The organism is Arthrobacter sp. KNU40, assembly GCF_051515115.1.
GTDB lineage: Bacteria > Actinomycetota > Actinomycetes > Actinomycetales > Micrococcaceae > Arthrobacter.
Genome location: NZ_CP195850.1, coordinates 2284290 through 2302753 on the forward strand (window position 1 = coordinate 2284290; position 18464 = coordinate 2302753).

An 18464-nucleotide genomic window follows, 5' to 3' on the forward strand; every position below is an offset into this window, starting at 1 on the left:
CGTAATTAGGCGCCCCGTAATTAGGTGCCCGTTTGATGTCAATGCGATGTGGAGCACTCCTTGATCGACGTAAAATGCAGCTATGGCATCCAGGCTGGCGCCCTACTTGAGCTACGCCGACGCCTCTGGCTCATGGTGCTCCTGGTGTGGATCAGCAGTTACAGGCACGACTTCGGCGCCGACGAGGGCTGCGATCTGTATTGGGCCGTGGCCGCGGGCGACATCGATTTGCCGCGCAGCGCCGTCCTGATCGAGAAACACCTGATTCGACGGTAGGTCCGGTGGGTGGGATTCCAAGCTGATTGTGGGAAATTGCAAGCGGTTGGCGGGGAGTCTGGAGGGCGAGATTTGGGGTATGTACAACACACAACACCTTGGCCTTTGGACTGAGCCATACATCGGCCGGATTGGGCCGAACCGGCTATGTTTCCGGGAGTTCCCAGTGTTTTCGGGTCCCTGAATGCGGTTTCGAATCACACCTCTGGCACAATGTTGTCGCAGCTCAGGGGCCTTTGGCCCTCTGACCGTGCACAAATCAGGTTTTTGTGTGTTCCTTCGGGGGTCTTTTGTCGGGTCCTCTGCCTTGCCTTCTGTGGGTGGGGGATGGTCCGTGGTCTAGTTTCTTCTTCATGGTGGGGTGGGGACCGGACTGCATGACTTGGGTATGTCAGTCTGATGGGGCCCCCGTTCGGCCTTCTACCGCCGGTGGTGGTGCAACGGCGGCCATTCGTGGGCGCCTTCTCGGAATCTTTCGTTGTCGAGTCGTCTGGTGTTCCACGGGAACCGGGAGGCATTGTCCTGATCGATTGGAAGGACCGGATCGGAAGTCAGTTGTCGGCGGCGTGTTTGGTGCCCTGTCCCGGATCCGTGTCCTTGGTGGTGTGGGCGCGCGCCGGGGCCGCTGAGTTTCGTTCGTCAATGAGTTCCTGAAGCCAGAAGTAGGACGCCTTGGGCGTCCGTGCCAGGGTCTGGAAGTCCACGTGGATCAGGCCGAACGGTTGACTGTAGCCGGCGGACCATTCGAAGTTGTCCATCAGTGACCACACGTAATAGCCGCGCAGGTCTATTACCTCGGCTGGTCCGCCGGGTGCCGTGGCCTTCAGTGCGGCCTCGAGGTGGTCGGATAGGTACTTCAGCCGCCGCTCGTCCGGGATGAAGGTGGTGTTCGTGCGCGTGTCCCGGACGATGATGTCCTCGAAACTGGCACCGCCCTCGGTGAGGATGACGGGGGGGAGGTTGGGGTACCGTTCGGCCATCTCCCTCAGGGTCACGCCCAAGTAATCGGGCTTCACTGGCCACCCATAGGCGGTGATGTCCGCTTCCGGCCACGCTTCAAGGTGGAATGGAGTGCTGCCACCAGAGGTGGCGCTCAAGTCGTCTCCCATGGCCTCCGCCATGTTGGCCGGCACGGTGCCGTCGCCGGCGCCCGCGGCGACTTTGGTAGGCATGTAGTAGTTGAGCCCGTAGAAGTCCAGCGGCTGGGAGATGATCTTCATGTCCTCGTCGGGGTGGTCGAAGGAGCCAAAGAACTTGGCGGCGCGGATCAGGTCCGGGTACTTGCCTGTGAGCACTGGGTCCGCGTACAGGCGGTTCTGCGCGATGTCCATGAAAGCGGCGCTCAGCTTGTCCAGGGGATTGATGGAGTTAGGAACCATGGGCGAATAGACGTTGGTCATTCCGATCTCCCCGGGAACGCCGGCGGCCCGCAATGCCTGGACAGCGAGGCCGTGGCCCAGCAACTGGTGGTGGACGGTGGGCAGCGCCCCGAGCAGTAGGGATTCCCCGGGCGAGTGTAGCCCCAGGGTGTAACCATTCGTGGTGACCGTGGCAGGCTCGTTGATGGTCACCCATCGGGCCACTCTGTCCCCAAAGGCTGCGGCGGCGATGGCGGCGAACTCGCCGAGTCGGTAGGCGGTGTCCCTGTTGAGCCAGCCGCCGGCGTCATCCAGGGGCAAGGGCGTGTCCCAGTGGTAGAGGGTGACCATCGGGGAAATCCCGTTCGCGAGCAGTTCGTCCAGGAGACGGTCGTAGAAGTCCAGTCCGGCCCGGTTCACTGGACCGCTGCCACCGGGCTGGACGCGCGGCCAGGATAGGGAGAAGCGGTACGAATCCACGCCCAGCTGCTTCATCAGCGCAACATCCTCGGGCATCCGATGGTAATGGTCGCACGCAACCGCGGGGCTGTCACCGTCCACGACCGCCCCGGGGCGGGCCGAGAAAACATCCCACCCTGCCGGACCACGGCCATCCTCGTTCAGCGCGCCTTCGATCTGGAAGGCCGCCGTGGCCACACCGAGTGTGAAGTCTGCCGGAATGAGCCTGGCCAGGCCCTTGGCTGTGATATGCATTGATTCAGCCCCTCGTCACAGAGGTAACGATGCCACCGGATCCTTGACCCACGCAACGTACGGACCATATTTTCCCATGGTTCCCTGAGTTACCGACGGGTATGCCGATTCGGATGCGGACCGCGCCGAACACGACCGCCTCTACGATCTCGCGCGCACAGCGAATACCTCGGGCCGGAAACGCCCCGCTAGCGCTGCGGGATCAGCCCGGTCCCGGCTGTAAACACCGCTGCGTGGCCGATGACACCGATGTTACGCAGCTGCGCGTCGGCGATGACTTCATTGACAACACCCGGAATTATGCCCTCTGGGGTATGAAGGTCAAGGATGTAACCATCGCACCTGTTGTGGATGATCGGGGCCGGCCCGGCGAAACGGGGAGTTGCGGCGGCGTTACTGGTGAAATTATCAATTCCTCGTGGGCTTATCAGCAATGAGCGTCATGAACCCCTTTCATCCCCTGTCCCTTGGTCACCCAATAGTGGGGCAGGGAAGCGCGGCGCTCGGTCTCCTGCTGATCGAGGGCTCTCAGCGGCTCGGGCGGGCGATGTTAGCTGCCGGGTACAGCGGTCGCGGGGGGCGTCGCCGGAGCCGGTGTCGGCGCCGGGGCTGTTTGTGCCGGCTGGGCGGTGGCCGGCCCGGGAGCTGCTGTTAGTACCGGTTGGGCGGTGCCCGGCGGGGAGGCTGCCGGGGTCGGTTGCTGTGTGACCGGAGCCTGTGTCGGCGCGGACCCGGGTAGGGGAGACGTGCCCCCGTCGGGGGGTGCGGGGGCTGTGTTTGATGGGGTGTTACTTGGGCCCGGAGCGGTTGTCCCGGATGCGGATTGGGTTGCGGAGGGGTCGTGCGTGATGATCTGCTCGATGCGGGTCTTGTAGTCAGCGAGCCGGGACTGCAGTTCTGACAAGGGTAAGTTTTCGATGTTTGCCTCGAAGTTTCTGACTTCGTCCCATATTTTCGCCAGTTGCTCCGTTCCCGCTGGGCTCAGTGGGCGGTCGAGGGTCAGGACCAGCTGGTTGGCGAGTGCGTAGGTGAGGCATTGGACGCAGTTGTAGTTGGCGGCCGCGGCGAGATTCTGCGGAACGATCACGTTCGCGTGGCCCACAACGAGCACCACTTGGAAGCCGATCGCAACGGCGCCGCAATCGCGACAACTGGCGAAGGCGTACGCTTCGTTTTTGTTGATCGCCTGGCCGTCGTCAACCCAGACGAGGGCGAACGCCACGTCATAGGCCACGGACCCGTCTTTGGTGTTCACAGCCAGTGCCTGGTTCCCGCCGTCGCCCGGGGGCAACGGTTTGTCGAAGGGGAAGACCCAGGCGGGCGCTGCGGCGGGGGCTCCGGTATCTGCGGCGGTTGTTTGCGGGACCCGGGGGATCAGTATCATGGCCAGTTGCGGCTTGTCCGCCGTCGGCCTGACGCTGCCGGAGGGCCAGATGGCTGCTACTTTTCCCTGCGCTCCGTCTACGAGCCGGTTGGGTTTGGGCATTACCAAGGACACGGCGTCGGTGATGGTGCCGCGGTCATAGCGCTGGATTGGCCGGTAGGTGGAGGCGTTGGGCCACCAAGCGGTAATCAGCAGGGCGCAGACAAGGGCGCCGGCGACTGCGGCGCCGGCACGTCGGCCTGGACGGCCCCGGGTTTTCCGCCAAACCGCGCCGGCGCCTTGACGTACCATCCTGACGAGGACGATGCCTGTGCCGAGGATGGGAAGGGCAGCGGCGAGAATCATGAGGATATGCGCCGCGCCGCCGGGCAGGTCCCCATGGCCCCAGGCATCGCCGAGGAGGCTCTGTTGGCGTGCGATGCTCACCACAGCGGTGGCGAGCACGCGCGGGAGTGTGAGAATCATCATCACGATACTAAGGAGCAGGAGAGGCACTACGATCAGGACCCAGACGCTGACGACGGCGCGGGCCCAGGGTTTGAGGGCTTTGGACTCCGGCCTGCCCCAACGCCAGGGAAGAAGGCCCAAGAGGGTGGGCTTGATCCGATGGAAAAGATCCGGTACGCCGGTGAGGTCGGCGAGCACGTGGTATCCGTCGAAACGGACCAGAGGTGTGAGCTGGCGCAGCATCTGCAGGATCTGGGTCAGCACGACCAGAAGCAGCGCGTCGTAGCCGGTGGCACACCAGATCCCGGCGATCAGCACAGTGACGATAGCGTTGAAGTAGAGGCCGCCGAGGTCGGTCCTGACCCGGCCAGCGCGCCCGAGCCGGTATGAGTCCGTCACGTCCGTGTAAAAGGCAGGCCAGAACAGGTACAAGCCTGCGCCCATCGCTCCCGGAGTCGCTCCTCCGTAACGTGCTGCGGCGGCATGGCCGAATTCGTGGAAACCGGAGGAGAAGATCGTCACGGCGACTACAAGCAACAGCAGGGCCGGGTTCTCGAACGCGTCGTGGGTTGCCGATCCTAGTCCTTTTAGTGCCAGCACCCACCAGCAGACAAAAAGGAAGGCGCCCAGCACGGGCACGGCGATGAGTGGATGGAACAGGTGAGCAAACGGTGCGGTCAGCCGCCTGGTTTTCTCGGCATCCGTCACGGCGTAACGGAAGCGCAAGCCAAGCAGCGGATTGGACTTCTTGACTTCCGGCTGTGAGCCGTCCGGGCGCACCAGCAGACCCAACGGCCGCAGCTGGGAGTCGATCAGGGTGCGGACGTTCTCCTCGGAGACCCGGCGCCCGGATTTTTCGCTGACGCTCTCAGCAAGCTGCGCAGCGCTGCTTCGGCCGTCCACGGCGGAGAACACCATATAGAGCAGCCGCGTCAGCTGAAGGGTCTGTCCGTCTGCCCGGCGCACCAAAGACGGCGGTTCCCGGTAGCCCGATCCTTCCATTTCACCGATCAGCTCAACCCCGTCCGCACGGGACGGGTAGCGTTCGTCCGCGCCCGTGTCCGGTGAGCTGGCATAGTCGGCGGGGTCGAGCGGGCCTCCGGGAATCACCGTCACCGGGTGCTACTGCTGCAGGGTCGAGTGTTGGTTCGACGTGGCCGTGGCAGCCCCGTCGATGTGCTGGTTGATCACGGCGTCCTGCTGGGCGGCGGCCACGGCATTGCTATCGATCGCGCCGATGTTTGCTGCCACCCCGGCGTTGATCGGTGCCGAAACATTGGCGTTGGCGGCAACAGCGCCGTTGATGGGGGCAGCGATACCGGCGTTGGCGTCGAGTTTCACATCCACATTCAGCAGGTTCCCGTTCACGGCGGCGGTCGGATCGGTGACCGTCCCGCCAGCAGGAGCGGCCGGGGCCGGCGCGGCCGCAGCCTGTGGCGCTGTGTGGCCGATGCTGCTGTCCTGCGTCGAGTTCGCCGTCGCGTCGGCATTGATACCCTGATCGATTAGTGCGCCCTGATGGGCCACACCCGCGGCCGTGGAACCGGCCGAGAGAACGTTGGCCGATGCGGAGGCATCAATCGGTGCCGCGACGTTGGCGTTCGCGGCCACGCCAAGATCGATCGGCGCGGCCGCCTGGATTCCGAGGTTCAGGTCGGCGTTGAGGTCAAGGATGGACGCAACTTCCTTCGCCGGCAGCGCGGTGATGCCCTCCGCGGCCAGTTCTTCAGCGGACAACGGCTCAAGTTCCTGCTCTTCGTTCATCACAAACTCCATTTCCGGCGAAAGTATCCTGGCCGTTCAGCTCTATCGACAAACACTTCACCCACCGCTTCGGTGACTGATTTCGCACACAGAACCGCACCGGGAAATGGATCAAGGAAGAGCTCACCACCCCAGCGCCACGCTCTCCGATAAATAGTAAGGGTACTTTTCATTATTTGCGACCGGACATCTGTCCGCGCCTACACGGAAAGGTCAGCGCCAACAGTCGAATGGTTCGTCGATCCCGTTCAGGAAAAACTAAGCTTGCTTAGTATTAAGTCTTTCAGGCAAGAGGTGGAGCAAGATTCAAGATCGGGGATGGGCATCGGCCCGGAGCTCTAGCCGGGAGGATATGCGGTCGTCGCGTGGCCCTTTGGTCCGCTCGCCACGGCAGCAGGTGGGGCCCGGAGGGAGGGAATCGAGTTCGGGGGTTGGTTCCCCGGCCGAGAAGTCCGAGGCCAAGAAGTTGCTGGTTAGGGGCTTGTCGTATACGAAGCAGATTCGGCGGGTCGAGGTCCCCAGGGCGTGCTTTGATTTCCGACAGGCCTTGGATCTTGCTTTGGAGTGCGTTGTGGCCGCCGAAGCCGGTCTCGGGGTCCGCCGGCCAGGGGTGGCCGGATCTGACAAGGATATGGGCCCGTTGTGGCCGCCTCCAGCTGCGGTCACGTGGCTCGCTTGCCAGCTGTGCAGGGAGCTGGGCGAGTATCGGTTGGAGGTATCCCTGATCGAACGATGGCTCGCGCACTCAAATGCCGATCACGGAGAAGATCATGCCGTCGAGAAGATGAAATGGCGACTGGCCACAGCGAGTGAGCTCCTGCGGACCGGCCGTCGCCCGGCCTGGCTTCAGTGCGCGATCCTAAGCAACGCCCGGCCTTCGGGAGTTGCCGGGGATCGCCGCGGCCAGAATGCCGGCCACCATGCCCCTTAGGGGCGAGCCGTTGTCCCCGGTCCAGAATGTCTTGCAGGAATTCCCCCCCTGTAGCCCTACCTTGGCGGCCGGCTGCAACTCCCGGAGTTTGGGGCGCTTCTGACGTTGCCAAAGGGAAAGCATCGTCCACCTGATCTGTTGAAGTCGCAACCCGGCTACGGAAGTGGCAGAGCCGGGCCTGAAAGGAGGTCAGGTCCAGCCTGACGAAAGCCGTTTCGGAATTCTCGGCGCCGGTGCGGTCTCCAGGGCAGCTTCAGGGGGTGAGTAACTTTCACAGTCATTCCTCACCGTTTTCTCGCGGGTCGCGGTCTTGGGTTAGGGCACCGCCGGGACTGTGAGGGCTGCGGTTTCGGCAGTGGCCGTATGGGTGAGCGCGGCGAGCGAGACGGCCACGGAGTGGTCGGGCTCTTCCTCCGGTGTGCTGTGGGCTCGGAGCACCACGAGCGACTTCGCCGCGAGGGACACCATGCCGTCTGCTTCAATGGGCGCCGAGTCGGCGCCCACCCCGGCTGTGTCGATGAGGATGTCCCACGCCGGAGCATATTCGTCCGGGGGAAGCACGAACTTGACCTCGTCATCATGGGCGTTGAAGTAGAGCAGGAAGTTGACGTCCGTGATGCGCCGGCCCTGGTTGTCCCGGCCGCGGATTCCGTCACCGTTGAGGAACACGCCCACGGAGCGGCCGAAACCGTTGTCCCAGTCCTCCGGCTGCATGAGGGCTCCCTCCGGGTCAAGCCAGACAATGTCCGGAAGCGGTTCTCCCTCGCTCCTTTGCACGGGCCGTCCGTCGAAGAATCGGCTGCGCCGGAAGGTGGGGTGCTTGGCGCGCAAAGCACTGACCGCGGCCGTGAACTCCACCAAGGGCTGGTCCACGCTGTCCCAGTTGATCCAGGTCAGCTCGGAGTCCTGGCAGTAGCCGTTGTTGTTGCCCCGTTGCGTCCGGCCGAGCTCGTCACCGTGCAGCAGCATCGGGACTCCCTGGGACAGGAGCATGGAGGCGATGAAGTTCCGCTGCTGGCGGGCACGAAGGCCCAGGACCTTCGGGTCCTCCGTGGGCCCCTCGACGCCGCAGTTCCAGGAACGGTTGTGGGATTCGCCGTCGTTGTTGCCCTCGCCGTTCGCCTCGTTGTGCTTCTCGTTATAGGACACCAGGTCGGCCAAGGTGAAGCCGTCGTGGGCCGTGACGAAGTTGATGGAAGCCACCGGGCGGCGCCCGGAGTGCTCGTAAAGGTCCGCCGATCCGGTCAACCGGGAGGCGAACTCACCGAGGGTGGAGGGCTCGCCACGCCAGAAGTCGCGGACGGTGTCCCGGTACTGGCCGTTCCATTCCGTCCACTGCGGCGGGAAGTTGCCCACCTGGTAGCCGCCGGGACCGACGTCCCACGGCTCGGCGATCAGCTTGACCTGCGAAACCACCGGATCCTGCTGGATAAGTTCGAAGAACGTGGACAGCTTGTCCACGTCATAGAATTCGCGGGCCAGGGTGGATGCGAGGTCGAAGCGGAAACCGTCCACGTGCATTTCGGTGACCCAGTAGCGCAGTGAATCCATGAGCAGCTGCAAGGAATGCGGGCTGCGCACGTTCAGCGAGTTGCCGGTGCCCGTGTAGTCCATGTAGTGCTTCTCGTCGCCCTCCATCAGGCGGTAGTACGCGGAGTTGTCGATCCCCTTGAAGGACAGCGTGGGGCCCAGGTGGTTGCCTTCGGCCGTGTGGTTGTACACGACGTCGAGAATGACCTCGATGCCGGCCCGGTGGAGGGACCGGACCATGGCCTTGAAGTCCTGGACCTGCTGGCCGGTATCGCCCTTGGAGCTGTAGCTGTTGTGCGGGGCAAAGAACCCGATGGTGTTGTAGCCCCAGTAGTTGTTCAGCCCCTTGTCCTGCAGGATGCCGTCGTTCGTGAACTGGTGCACCGGCATGAGCTCGATCGCGGTGATGCCGAGCTTTTGCAAGTGGGAAATCACCGCCGGGTGGGCGACGCCGGCGTAGGTGCCGCGCTGCTCCTCAGGAACCTCGGGGTGGAGCTGGGTCAGGCCCTTGACATGCGCCTCGTAAATCACGGAACGGTGGTACGGGATCCGCGGGAGGTGGTCCCCGTCCCAGTCGAAGAACGGGTTGATGACCACGCCCATCATCATGTGGGGCGCGGAGTCCTTGTCGTTGCGGGAGTCCGGATCCCCCATGTTGTACGAGAAAAGCGCCGGGTCCCAGTCGATCTGACGGTGGATGGCCTTGGCGTAAGGGTCCAGGAGGAGCTTGTTGGGATTGAAGCGCTGCCCGTTGGCCGGGTCATACGGACCGTGCACGCGGTAGCCGTACTTCTGTCCGGGCTGGACGTGCGGGAGGTAGCAATGCCATACGTAGCCGTCCACCTCGCTGACGGTGTAGGAAATCTCTTCCCCGTCGTCGTCGAAGAGACACAATTCCACCTTTTCCGCCTTCTCGCTGAACAGCGCGAAGTTGGTTCCCGTGCCATCGAAAGTAGCCCCCAACGGGTATGCGGATCCTGGCCAAACGTCCATTCGTGCTCCTATTGCTTGGTCCAACACGGAATCCGGCAGGAACCCACGCACCTGCTCGGATCTGACCCGAATGCAGCCGCTGAGGGCGCCTTCTGTCTAAATTGCTAAGCATACTTACCTTACACTGTGCTTGGACTCCATGGTGGGGCAGGTTTTCGTGCTGCGGACCCGGTAATAAGGGCGGTGGCAGAGCGGTGCCGACGGCGGTTTCCCGGGCGGTGCGGCCTACTTCAGTCCGGGAACAGGCCTAGGCCGAACCCGTCTCTCCGGCCAGCGACGTCCACTATCTCGGCCCGGTCCACCAGCGCGGCGACGATGCCAGCCAACAGGGACGCGGGCCAGCCGCCTCCCGTTGCCTCCCGTGGGCTTGATTGCTTTCGCGATTGCTCGTGCGATCAGACCGGGATTGGTCCAGCCGGTGGTTCCATGTGTCCTGCCTGTCTGGGCAGCCGGAGCGGGTGGGTTCTGCGCGCCGGTGCCGGGTTGTTTGTTTCTGTGCCGGTGGCCTCGCTAAGGCGCAGGATGATTCCCGCGGCTTTCCTGGCTGAAGGCCGTTTGAGAGGGGCGGGGTTTGACATGTCGAGCAGTACCCTGGCCCAGCGCCTGGGCACGTTGCCGGGAACACGGGGCTCGCGCAGGGTCCTGGCGGCCATCGTTTCCAGAGGTGTTCCCGGGTAAGTTTTGGTGCCGGTGAGGCATTCAAAAGCGACTAGCCCGGTGGCGTAGATGTCGCTTGCCGCGGTCGGCGGGTGGCCGCGGGGCCTCTTCCGGGCTCAGGTAGTGGGGTGTTCCGGCGGAAGGATCCCGCGCGCGGCGTCTGCCGCTGGTCGCGATTCCTAAATCCGAGAGCTTCGCCAGGCCCGCCGTGTCGTTGCCGGATGAAGCACCGATGAGGATGTTTCCGGGCTTAATGTCGTTGTGAATGATGCGTCTGAGGTGTAGATGGGCCAGTCCTCACGCCCCGCCCGGCCACCGCCATGAAAGGCCGAGGCTAGACTAACGTCGCGGGGCGCGGCACTGCGGCCGCGCCCCGCGATACAAAGGGTGCCCAAGGTCAGTACGTGGGCGCGGCGGCGATCGTGAAGTACCGTTCGAGGGTGGACACGCCCCAAGCGTGAATCTGGCGCGCCGCGTCTGGGCCGATGTACCTCAAGTGCCATGGCTCATACGTATATCCCGTGACGTCCTGGTATCCGTCCGGATACCGGACAATGAAGCCGTAGCGCCACGCGTTGTTTGCCGCGAAGGCCCCGGCCGGTGTGGTCTGGAAGCAAGCTTGGAGGGCGCACGACCCGTCCGGGTTGCCGATGTCCATCGCGAGCCCGGACTGATGCTCGCTGTAGCCGGGCCGGGCGGAGATGATGTCGGCATAAGTCTGTCCGTATTGCGCAACGTACGAGTTGTAGACCGACGCCTGCTCTTCGTATGAGCGGTAGCCGCTTATCGTCGCTATGGTGACACCAGCCGCCGCGGCATCGTTGATCATTCGCTGCAACGCGTTGGCCGCATCAGATCGCATCTGCTGGCTTCCGACACCTACCAGCGCGGACGGGACGTACGACGGCGGGCTGAGCGGCAGCCGCTTGTTGATCGCCGCGAGCGGATTCCAGTCCCAGAGCGTGTACGACATGGGAGCAGAGGGATTCCAGGTAATGCGTCCACCCCAGAAGTCCTGAGAGCAGCTGCCCGAACAGGCCTCCCCTGACGTCGGGTATCCGAACGGCCCGTTCTCCCACCCATAAGTCGCCCAGTAGGAGCCGATGCTGCCCCAGACGGGATTTGTGCCGAACGCGGGCGACCAATAGATCTTCCCGGCTTGGAAATCCTGATAACAGCCACCGCCGCGCAGCCCACAGTGCTCCCCACCAACCGCATACCCGAGCGGCCCAGTCTCCCAGCCCAACGAGGCATACCGCTGAAGAATCGCCCCCCAGACCGGATTCGCACCCACCGCAGGCGACCAATAGATCTTCCCGCCTTGGAAATCCTGATAACAGCCACCGCCCCGCAGCCCACAGTGCTCCCCACCAATCGCATACCCGAGCGGCCCAGTCTCCCAGCCCAACGAGGCATACCGCTGAAGAATCGCCCCCCAGACCGGATTCGCACCCACCGCAGGCGACCAATAGATCTTCCCGCCTTGGAAATCCTGATAACAGCCGCCCCCCAGCCCACAGTGCTCCTCGTCGAGGGGGTACTCCAACTGACTCCCTTCCCACCCCAGCTGCGCCCAACGGTTCTCGATCCCGCCCCAGGTCGCGTGGGCGCCGGATGCCGACGACCAGTGAATGCTACCTGCTTGGTAGTGCCGCACGCAGCCGTTGTCACGCGATCCACACCAGCCGACGTCAAGGGGTTGGCCGAGTCTCCCTGTGCTCCCGCCGAGCCGCTGGTAAGCAGCATCGATAGCTCCGCCGTCGTCGAGGGCCAGCGCGGCTGGTGCAATCGTCGCCAGAGCCAGGAGAGCGGCGAGGACTCCGGCGATCCGTCGGACCAATGGCTTCATGCGTCCCCCTATTTGTCCCAGACCGGCCGCTCGGCCTTGTTTCGATTCGTCATGCTAGATCCGTTCACCCGCTGCTGACAAGGATCCGAGTTGCCTTATGGAAAACCTCCGCATAGCGGCGTGGTTAGCGGGTGCAGGCGACTAGTGGCTATACCCGTTTCCACGGAGCTGACAGTGAATGGGCTCTGCGGCCGGGCTTCGCCCTCGAGGGCTTCCGCCAGTACGGCGGGGATACGCGTTGTCATGCGCCAATCCTCACCCAGCGCAGGGACATTTCCCGACACACCGGGCATGTCGTTGGCGAAAAAATCAGCGAACCCACCTTTTCGGCCCAAACGGGCCGTGACCGTCCCGGTGGGGATCCCTCAGCGGGCGCTGACCGGTATCTTCTCGCCGGTGTGACAGCATGTGTTTGTGTCCTTCGACACCGGCCTGCACGACGGCCCGCGTGTTCTAGGGGTGGTGCGGGCCGGTGCTGAAAATGACACGCAGGAATGCGAGGCGGGGAAGAAGGAACTTCAGGCGGCGGGCTTGATGTCGACGCCCTGGGTGGTGACATCAAGGGTCGCTGCGTGTGTGAGCGCGATCCGGATAGACCACTCTGGGCTCGTCGAACTTCCGGTGCGGCCGAGGGTATTGGTGACGTGCTCCGAGTCCGCGTCAGTGATCGCGGCCGCGGGCAGCGCGCGTTGGAGGGCACCTTCCGGGGTGAACGTCGTAGTCCTTGTCGCCTTCCGTCCTGCCGGTCTCGTTCGGCGTTGGGTTGTTCGGTGTCGGGGAATGGGGTCAGCGTGGGAGGTGGAGGACGAGCCCGAGGACGCCTGCGGCGGCCCAGTCGGTGACGGCCTGGCTTGTGAGGACGACGACGGCCCCGGCGAGGGCGACCGCCGCCGTGGCCGTTGCCCCGGCGACCAAAGCCTGGACGCGCCGGTTGTCGCGGTGACGTATGAACCATTTGCAGAGGATGACGACCGCGGGGTAGATCGGAGAAACCAGGCCGGTGCTGTCCCCGTCCCGGACAAAGACCATGCGGTAACCATCCCATTTGGGCTGAAAGCTCATGTCCCCAGGCCGGGCGGCGGGAACCAAGTTGACGGCTTCCGCCAGGGCGACCTGGACCGGCGGCCGCACCTGCTCAAAGCCGAGTTCAGGCCCGGTACAGGGGAGTCTGGCGCGCTTGCTCCCGGAGGAAGTCGCTGGCAGCCCTCGGCACGATGCCGCGTCGGCGGAGCGGCTGGTCGTCCCATCTCACTTCGACGGTGTCCATCAGCACTCCGTTGCCGAACACTGTTGACAATGCGTCGTTCGGACGCGCGAGCAGCCGGGCAGCGAGCCTGGCGAGAGGTCGCGGTACCCGTCGGACCTTCATCCGGCGGCCTGTAAGTTCCTCGGCGATTTCGACGGCTTCGTTCTTCGAGAGCGGCTCGGGTCCACCGACCTCGATCAGCGTCGGCGGATCGGGCTCCAGAGCGACTGCTGAGATGAGTGCTGCAACGTCGTCGGTTGCCACGAAGCGGACCTTGTTGTCGCCTTTGCCTATGATGATCGCCTTGCCGCGGGCGATATCGAAGCGTCCGACCGGCCCGAGGTGGATCTCCTGGAAGGCATCCGGGCGGATGATCACGCGCTGCATCGATGAACCGGCGAGGCGCTGCTCGATCGTATGTTTTGCGTGCTCCAACGCGGTGCCGCGTCCGGAGTCCACGCCCGAAAAGGACACGTAGACGAACCGCTTCACCCCGGCCGCCTCGGCCGCTGCGACGAGTGAGGCGATGCCTTCCTCGTCAACTCGCTTGATGGTTGCGGTGCTCGCGCCTGCGAGTCGCCTGACGAGAGTGCTGGCCGTGGCGATGACAGTATCGACTCCCCGGCATGCGGCGTTCAGGCTCGGCGGGTTCGTCAGGTCGCCGCGTACGATTTCTGCTCCTGTTTCCCGCGGTGTGCTGTCGTCGGTCTGCCATCGGACCAGGCAGCGCACGTCCTGTCCTTTGGCTCGCAGTTGGCGGACGACTCTTCCGCCGAGTTCTCCGGTTCCGCCCACGACCAAGATCATCTTTGACCACGTCCCTTCATCGTGTTCGGATTTCTGCGAGTACTGCTATTGTCTCCGTGCGGCGAGAAGTGCACCATACGTTCTTTTGCCTACTGCGTTTATCCCGACGGCAGAGGGACAGGCACCGTGTCGGGCGAGACTACGGCTGATCCGGCGGGGTGTTTCCCGGTGAGCTCCCACAGGGCGTATGCGCCGATGTGTCCATGGGTCAGCAGGATCCAGCGGACGTCCTCGATCCGGCGTCCGATTGCCTCCAGTGCCGGCACCATGCCTACGGCGGGCGAGGACGCGATCCCCGTGTCGACGATGGCCGGTTCGGCCGCGTCGATGAAGAAGCTGTAGAGGCCGAATCGGCCCCAGGGCGACACGAGTGGATGTACATCAACCGGTTTCGTCATTGGCGGGCCCTTGCGTTCAGGAATTCACCGGTCTCCTCGAATGCCCTGTAGAGCTCCGGGATCCAGGAGAAATGCTGGACGAAACCGTGGTTGGCGCCGGGGTAGCGGGTCACTTTTGTCTCGACGCCGGATTCCGGCAAGCGCTCACCGTAGAGTTCGCCCTCATCCCGGAGGGGGTCGTGCTCGGCGGTGATGATCAGCGCTGCCGGCAGGCCGGCGAGATCTTCCCGCTTGATCGGCGAGACGAGCGGATCCGCAGGGTCGGCCCCGTTCTCTAGGTAGAAGGAGTTGAAGGGTTTGAGGCCGGCCGTCTCAAGCCCGTGTCCTTCCGCGTTTTCGCGCAGTGAGGGGTAACGCTCGACGTCGAAATCCAGGTCCACCGACGGGTAGAACAGGACCTGGTGGGTGATCCTGTCGAACCCGTCGTCGTGGGCTTTCGCGGCGACGGCGGCAACGAAGTCTCCTGCATCGCTCTCAGTAGCAGTTCGGAGCGCCTGGGCGAGCCGGTGCAACCGCGAAACCCAGCATAGACCCGGAAACCCCAGCGGGGGAGTGCTGTTCAGTCCCGGACAGTTTCCTCCGAGTGCGCCGCGCACCGGACCGTGGCGGCATGCGGGGCGCCGTCGCCGGTCCGAAGACCTTTGGCCTACGCCATCCGGGACATGCTCGGGCGTGCGCGTGCTGCCTGCTTCGGGTCAGACGGCCGTATAGCCGCCGTCGATCGGTATGGTCGCGCCGGTAATGAACTTCGCCTTCTCGCTCGCGAGGAAGGTGATGAGGTCGGCGACTTCCTGGGCCTCGCCGACGCGACCGGCCGGGTGCAGTGTTGCATACTGCTCGAGAGTCGGCTCGTCGATGAGCGGGGTGCGGATGACGCCCGGCGCTACCGCGTTCACGCGGATGCCCTCCTTCGCGTACATCGTCCCTGCGGCGCGGGTCATGTTCACGACGCCGCCTTTCGAGGCGGAGTAAGCGATGTTGTTCGAGACGGCCACGAGGCCGAACATCGAAGCGATGTTAACAACGACGCCGCCCTCGCCCTGTTTGAGGAGCTGCTCGATGACGTACTTGTTGGTGTAAAAGACGCCTGAGTAGTCGATGCCGTTGGTGCGTTCCCAGTTTTCGACGGTCGAGGTGACGACGTCGCCCTCGCCGCCGACACCTGCGGAGGCGACGGCAATGTTAAGGCTTCCGAATTCCTCGACGGTCTTCGCGACGGCGGCCTCAACGCTCTCGGCCTTCGAGACGTCGCCCTGTACGAACTTTGCGCCGATCTCGTCGGCGACTTCCTGCGACTTGGGGTTGAAGTCAAAGATCATGACCTTCGCACCTTCGGCGATGAAGGTCTTCGCGGTGGCGAGACCGAGCCCCGATCCGCCGCCGGTGATGAATGCGACCTTTTTCTCGAGCTGCATGAGTCAGTCCAATCTGTAAGCGATTTTGCGGTCACTGTCGTGCCGGTGTTTCCGCGGTACGCGGTTATATATGCGTATGCATTCAGTTTGGCACTAATACTTGAAAAGTCAACCAATGGGTCGCGTTCGCGGACCCTACTTGACTCTTTTTGATTTGCCCTACGCTGAGCCGGCGCTCGACGTTGTAGATGGTGTCGGTTCCGTGCGCGTTGGCCTCGTCCGCCAGTGCTGCCAGTGCCGCGGATTCGAAGCCCTCCCCGGACTCGGGCGAGTCGGGCTGCAGGCCCAGGATCGGCCCCAGCGGGGCCACGCCGAGGTGGCGAGGGGGCAATCCGGCCAGGGCTTCTCCGTGTGTCTCCGGGGCGGCGCAGGTGACCGTCCTACCCGCACAAGGAGGTCCAAGCAAGGGAATATCCGTATGGGGTTCCGATGACACCAGATGCCCCTCTCGGTGAGCCAATAATTCGCGGGCATCCCCAATACGAGTCGAGGATCATATAGTTGAAGCTGCAAGTAATCGGTGTATTGTTTGAAGCAGTTGACCGCCGGTGCCGTGCTTGTGGCTGGCGATCGCCGTTGGTTCCATACCTCCTCCGATCTGCGGTCTGCTCGACCCCACGCCGTACCCGGATTTCCCCGACTCAAGGAGTGACCCTTCGAATGAACACCCCATTGCGCGACGTGCGTTCCCAAAACTGGAGCACCGACGCGGTTCCCTATGCGGTCGCACTCTTCCTGCATGGCTTCGGTTCCAACGAGCACGACCTGGGCCCGCTGGCGCCGGCGCTTGGGTTGAACCTGCCCTGGGCATCGCTGCGGGCACCGCTTGAGCTCGGCAACGGCGGAGCGGCCTGGTTCTCGATCATCACACCCGGAAACCCCGAGGCCGGGGCTGTGGAGAAAGCAACCGAGTCCATCTGGGCCTGGGTCGATGCAAACGTGGAACCCGGCAGCCTCATTGTTCCCATCGGGTTTTCCCAGGGAGGGCTCATGGTCAGCCAGCTGCTGCGGACCCGCCCCGAACGGGTGCTGGCCCCCGTGGTGCTGGGCGGATTCGTGCTCGGCGCACCGCAGCCAGGCGACGAGACACTGCGCACCGGTCGGCCGACCCTTTTCTGGGGACGGGGCTCGGAAGACCGTGTCATCGCGCCCATGGCGATTACCCGCAGCAACGAATACCTGCCGCAACACACTTCGCTGATTGAGCGGGTATATCCAGGACTGGCACACGGCATCAACGCACCCATGCTTGACGACGTACGCGATTTCCTCGCCATCGAGGTCGGTTCCCCGGCGGCGGCGGCCCGCGCATGAGCGCGACCACCCCGTTCGAGATCGGCATATTCACTTTCGGCGAGCTCACCCGGAACGCTGCGGGGAAGCCGATGGATGCAGGTGCGCGCACCCGCGACATCCTTGAATGGGCGCGGGTCGCCGACGAGGCGGGGTTGGATGTCTTCGGCGTTGGAGAGCACCACCGGGAGGACTTCGCTGTGTCCTCGCCCGCGGTACTGCTGGCCGCAGCGGCCGCGCAGACCAGGAGAATCCGCCTGACCAGCACCGTCACGGTCCTCTCGAGCGCCGATCCGGTCCGCGTTTTCGAGGACTTCGCAACGCTGGATCTCATCAGTGGAGGGCGCGCCGAAATCACCGCCGGACGTGGCGCCTACCTGGAGTCCTTCCCGCTCTTCGGTCAGCCGCTGGAGCGCTACGACGAGTACTTCGAGGACCGGCTCGAGCTACTGCTGCGCATCCGCGCCGAAAACCCTGTCACTTGGAACGGAACCACCCGGCCCCCGCTGACCGATGCGGGAATCTGGCCGCGCCCGGCCCAGACCGCACTGCCGATCTGGGCTGCGGTCGGCGGGACGCGTTCCTCGGCGGTGAGGGCCGGAAGGCTTGGGTTGCCGTTGTACCTGGCGATCCTCGGGCACCCGGAGGGGTTCGGACCCCTGGCCGAACTGTATCGACGCTCGGCGGCACAGGCAGGCCAGATGCCGGGGCGGATCGGCGTGACCTCGCATTTCTACGTCGAGGAGACTTCCCAGCGGGCGAAGGACACGTTCTTCCCGCATTATTCCTCGTACATCCACCAGAACATGCCGCGCACCGGGAGGCTCGATCGCGCGGGTTTCGAGGCCTGGGCGGCCCCGCGAGGCGCGCTCTTCGCTGGCAGCCCTGCCGAAATCGTCGACAAAATCCTTTGGGAGCACGAGATTCTGGGCCATACCCGCTTCCTCGCCCAGGTCGGTCTGGGTGGCTTGTCACAGGCCGCGACGCTGCGCTCCATCGAACTGCTGGCGACAGAGGTGCTGCCTGCTGTACGGACGGCACTTAAGCAATAAGGACTCCTCCCGCGATATCTGGAATACCACAAGAGTGTCGCTTAACGGATGGCTTCTTTGGGCATTAGGCATTCTTACTGTAGACAGCTTTGGACCAGGCGGCAGTCTTCGCGACCTGGCACGTCGGCGTGACCTACACGGCCTCCGCGCTCGTCTTCATCGTGCTGTTCGCCTTCCCACTCGGCCTGATCGGCGGCTATCTCACGCGCAGCTCGGGCAGCATCATTCCCTCCTCCCTTTGCCACACAGGCGCGGACATTCCGATCTACCTCGGTTTCCTGTCATACGTCTCCTAGCGCTTCCAGAGCGTTCCCGCTGATCCGGATCGATTCCCCAAGCGAACTGAATGC

The 18464-nt window shown here is 64.0% G+C and carries 17 protein-coding genes; 5 read left to right on the top strand and 12 right to left on the bottom strand.

All coding sequences use genetic code 11. From position 1 onward, the window contains the following. Nucleotides 1-60: 60 nt before the first annotated feature. Entirely contained in the window at nucleotides 61-276 is a 216-nt protein-coding gene (locus ACSKT0_RS10510; protein WP_437773688.1) for a hypothetical protein, read from the top strand. 551 nt (nucleotides 277-827) lie between these two features. Here the strand turns inward: ACSKT0_RS10510 and ACSKT0_RS10515 are convergent. After that, nucleotides 828-2348, bottom strand: coding sequence for a GH1 family beta-glucosidase (locus ACSKT0_RS10515; RefSeq protein WP_437773689.1), 1521 nt, complete (start codon nucleotides 2346-2348; stop codon nucleotides 828-830). Nucleotides 2349-2581: 233 nt separating this feature from the next. Between ACSKT0_RS10515 and ACSKT0_RS10520 the strand changes: the two genes are divergently transcribed. Beyond that, entirely contained in the window at nucleotides 2582-2785 is a 204-nt protein-coding gene (locus ACSKT0_RS10520) for a hypothetical protein (protein WP_437773690.1), read from the top strand. Between the two features lie 113 nt (nucleotides 2786-2898). Here the strand turns inward: ACSKT0_RS10520 and ACSKT0_RS10525 are convergent, their stop codons facing one another. The 11 genes from ACSKT0_RS10525 to ACSKT0_RS10575 all read right to left on the bottom strand — a co-directional run bounded on the left by ACSKT0_RS10525 (nucleotide 2899) and on the right by ACSKT0_RS10575 (nucleotide 16100). Next, complete coding sequence (locus ACSKT0_RS10525) at nucleotides 2899-5295, bottom strand: hypothetical protein (RefSeq protein WP_437773691.1); 2397 nt, start codon at nucleotides 5293-5295, stop codon at nucleotides 2899-2901. Nucleotides 5296-5301: 6 nt separating this feature from the next. After that, on the bottom strand, nucleotides 5302-5943 hold the full coding sequence (locus ACSKT0_RS10530) for a peptidoglycan-binding protein (protein WP_437773692.1): 642 nt from the start codon (nucleotides 5941-5943) through the stop codon (nucleotides 5302-5304). Between the two features lie 1246 nt (nucleotides 5944-7189). Further along, nucleotides 7190-9397 carry a glycogen debranching protein GlgX gene (gene glgX, locus ACSKT0_RS10535; protein ID WP_437773693.1) on the bottom strand — a complete coding sequence of 736 codons (2208 nt, stop codon included), beginning with the start codon at nucleotides 9395-9397 and terminating at the stop codon, nucleotides 7190-7192. Between the two features lie 699 nt (nucleotides 9398-10096). Continuing rightward, complete coding sequence (locus ACSKT0_RS10540) at nucleotides 10097-10348, bottom strand: protein kinase domain-containing protein (RefSeq protein WP_437774012.1); 252 nt, start codon at nucleotides 10346-10348, stop codon at nucleotides 10097-10099. A gap of 103 nt (nucleotides 10349-10451) precedes the next feature. Further along, complete coding sequence (locus ACSKT0_RS10545; protein WP_437773694.1) at nucleotides 10452-11903, bottom strand: D-alanyl-D-alanine carboxypeptidase family protein; 1452 nt, start codon at nucleotides 11901-11903, stop codon at nucleotides 10452-10454. A gap of 786 nt (nucleotides 11904-12689) precedes the next feature. Next, nucleotides 12690-12965, bottom strand: coding sequence for a hypothetical protein (locus ACSKT0_RS10550; protein WP_437773695.1), 276 nt, complete (start codon nucleotides 12963-12965; stop codon nucleotides 12690-12692). Nucleotides 12966-13050: 85 nt separating this feature from the next. After that, the gene (locus ACSKT0_RS10555; RefSeq protein WP_437773696.1) at nucleotides 13051-13956 is read right to left on the bottom strand and encodes an SDR family oxidoreductase; all 906 of its coding nucleotides are present in this window, start codon (nucleotides 13954-13956) and stop codon (nucleotides 13051-13053) included. 98 nt (nucleotides 13957-14054) lie between these two features. Continuing rightward, nucleotides 14055-14354: an MBL fold metallo-hydrolase gene (locus ACSKT0_RS10560; protein ID WP_437773697.1), complete on the bottom strand. Its 300-nt coding sequence runs from the start codon at nucleotides 14352-14354 to the stop codon at nucleotides 14055-14057. Further along, nucleotides 14351-14866: an alpha/beta hydrolase fold domain-containing protein gene (locus ACSKT0_RS10565; RefSeq protein WP_437773698.1), complete on the bottom strand. Its 516-nt coding sequence runs from the start codon at nucleotides 14864-14866 to the stop codon at nucleotides 14351-14353. The genes ACSKT0_RS10560 and ACSKT0_RS10565 overlap by 4 nt, the downstream gene beginning before the upstream one ends. 183 nt (nucleotides 14867-15049) lie before the next feature. Next, complete coding sequence (locus ACSKT0_RS10570; RefSeq protein WP_437773699.1) at nucleotides 15050-15769, bottom strand: SDR family NAD(P)-dependent oxidoreductase; 720 nt, start codon at nucleotides 15767-15769, stop codon at nucleotides 15050-15052. A gap of 82 nt (nucleotides 15770-15851) precedes the next feature. Further along, the gene (locus ACSKT0_RS10575) at nucleotides 15852-16100 is read right to left on the bottom strand and encodes a hypothetical protein (RefSeq protein ID WP_437773700.1); all 249 of its coding nucleotides are present in this window, start codon (nucleotides 16098-16100) and stop codon (nucleotides 15852-15854) included. Between the two features lie 329 nt (nucleotides 16101-16429). Between ACSKT0_RS10575 and ACSKT0_RS10580 the strand changes: the two genes are divergently transcribed. The 3 genes from ACSKT0_RS10580 (at nucleotide 16430) to ACSKT0_RS10590 (ending at nucleotide 18410) form a co-directional block, all read left to right on the top strand. After that, entirely contained in the window at nucleotides 16430-17083 is a 654-nt protein-coding gene (locus ACSKT0_RS10580) for an alpha/beta hydrolase (protein ID WP_437773701.1), read from the top strand. Beyond that, on the top strand, nucleotides 17080-18114 hold the full coding sequence (locus ACSKT0_RS10585) for an LLM class flavin-dependent oxidoreductase (protein ID WP_437773702.1): 1035 nt from the start codon (nucleotides 17080-17082) through the stop codon (nucleotides 18112-18114). Before ACSKT0_RS10580 ends, ACSKT0_RS10585 begins: the two co-directional genes overlap by 4 nt. Nucleotides 18115-18203: 89 nt before the next feature. Continuing rightward, a complete protein-coding gene (locus ACSKT0_RS10590; protein WP_437773703.1) occupies nucleotides 18204-18410 on the top strand; it encodes a CPBP family glutamic-type intramembrane protease in 207 nt (68 codons plus the stop codon). Nucleotides 18411-18464: the final 54 nt, after the last annotated feature.

What these genes read in the sequence shown, in the direction of transcription:
- ACSKT0_RS10515 (WP_437773689.1), bottom strand. Translation starts at nt 2,348, where the DNA reads ATGCATATCACAGCCAAGGGCCTGGCCAGGCTCATTCCGGCAGACTTC.
- ACSKT0_RS10530 (WP_437773692.1), bottom strand. Translation starts at nt 5,943, where the DNA reads ATGAACGAAGAGCAGGAACTTGAGCCGTTGTCCGCTGAAGAACTGGCC.
- glgX (WP_437773693.1), bottom strand. Translation starts at nt 9,397, where the DNA reads ATGGACGTTTGGCCAGGATCCGCATACCCGTTGGGGGCTACTTTCGAT.
- ACSKT0_RS10545 (WP_437773694.1), bottom strand. Translation starts at nt 11,903, where the DNA reads ATGAAGCCATTGGTCCGACGGATCGCCGGAGTCCTCGCCGCTCTCCTG.
- ACSKT0_RS10550 (WP_437773695.1), bottom strand. Translation starts at nt 12,965, where the DNA reads ATGAGCTTTCAGCCCAAATGGGATGGTTACCGCATGGTCTTTGTCCGG.
- ACSKT0_RS10555 (WP_437773696.1), bottom strand. Translation starts at nt 13,956, where the DNA reads ATGATCTTGGTCGTGGGCGGAACCGGAGAACTCGGCGGAAGAGTCGTC.
- ACSKT0_RS10560 (WP_437773697.1), bottom strand. Translation starts at nt 14,354, where the DNA reads ATGACGAAACCGGTTGATGTACATCCACTCGTGTCGCCCTGGGGCCGA.
- ACSKT0_RS10570 (WP_437773699.1), bottom strand. Translation starts at nt 15,769, where the DNA reads ATGCAGCTCGAGAAAAAGGTCGCATTCATCACCGGCGGCGGATCGGGG.
- ACSKT0_RS10580 (WP_437773701.1), top strand. Translation starts at nt 16,430, where the DNA reads ATGAACACCCCATTGCGCGACGTGCGTTCCCAAAACTGGAGCACCGAC.
- ACSKT0_RS10585 (WP_437773702.1), top strand. Translation starts at nt 17,080, where the DNA reads ATGAGCGCGACCACCCCGTTCGAGATCGGCATATTCACTTTCGGCGAG.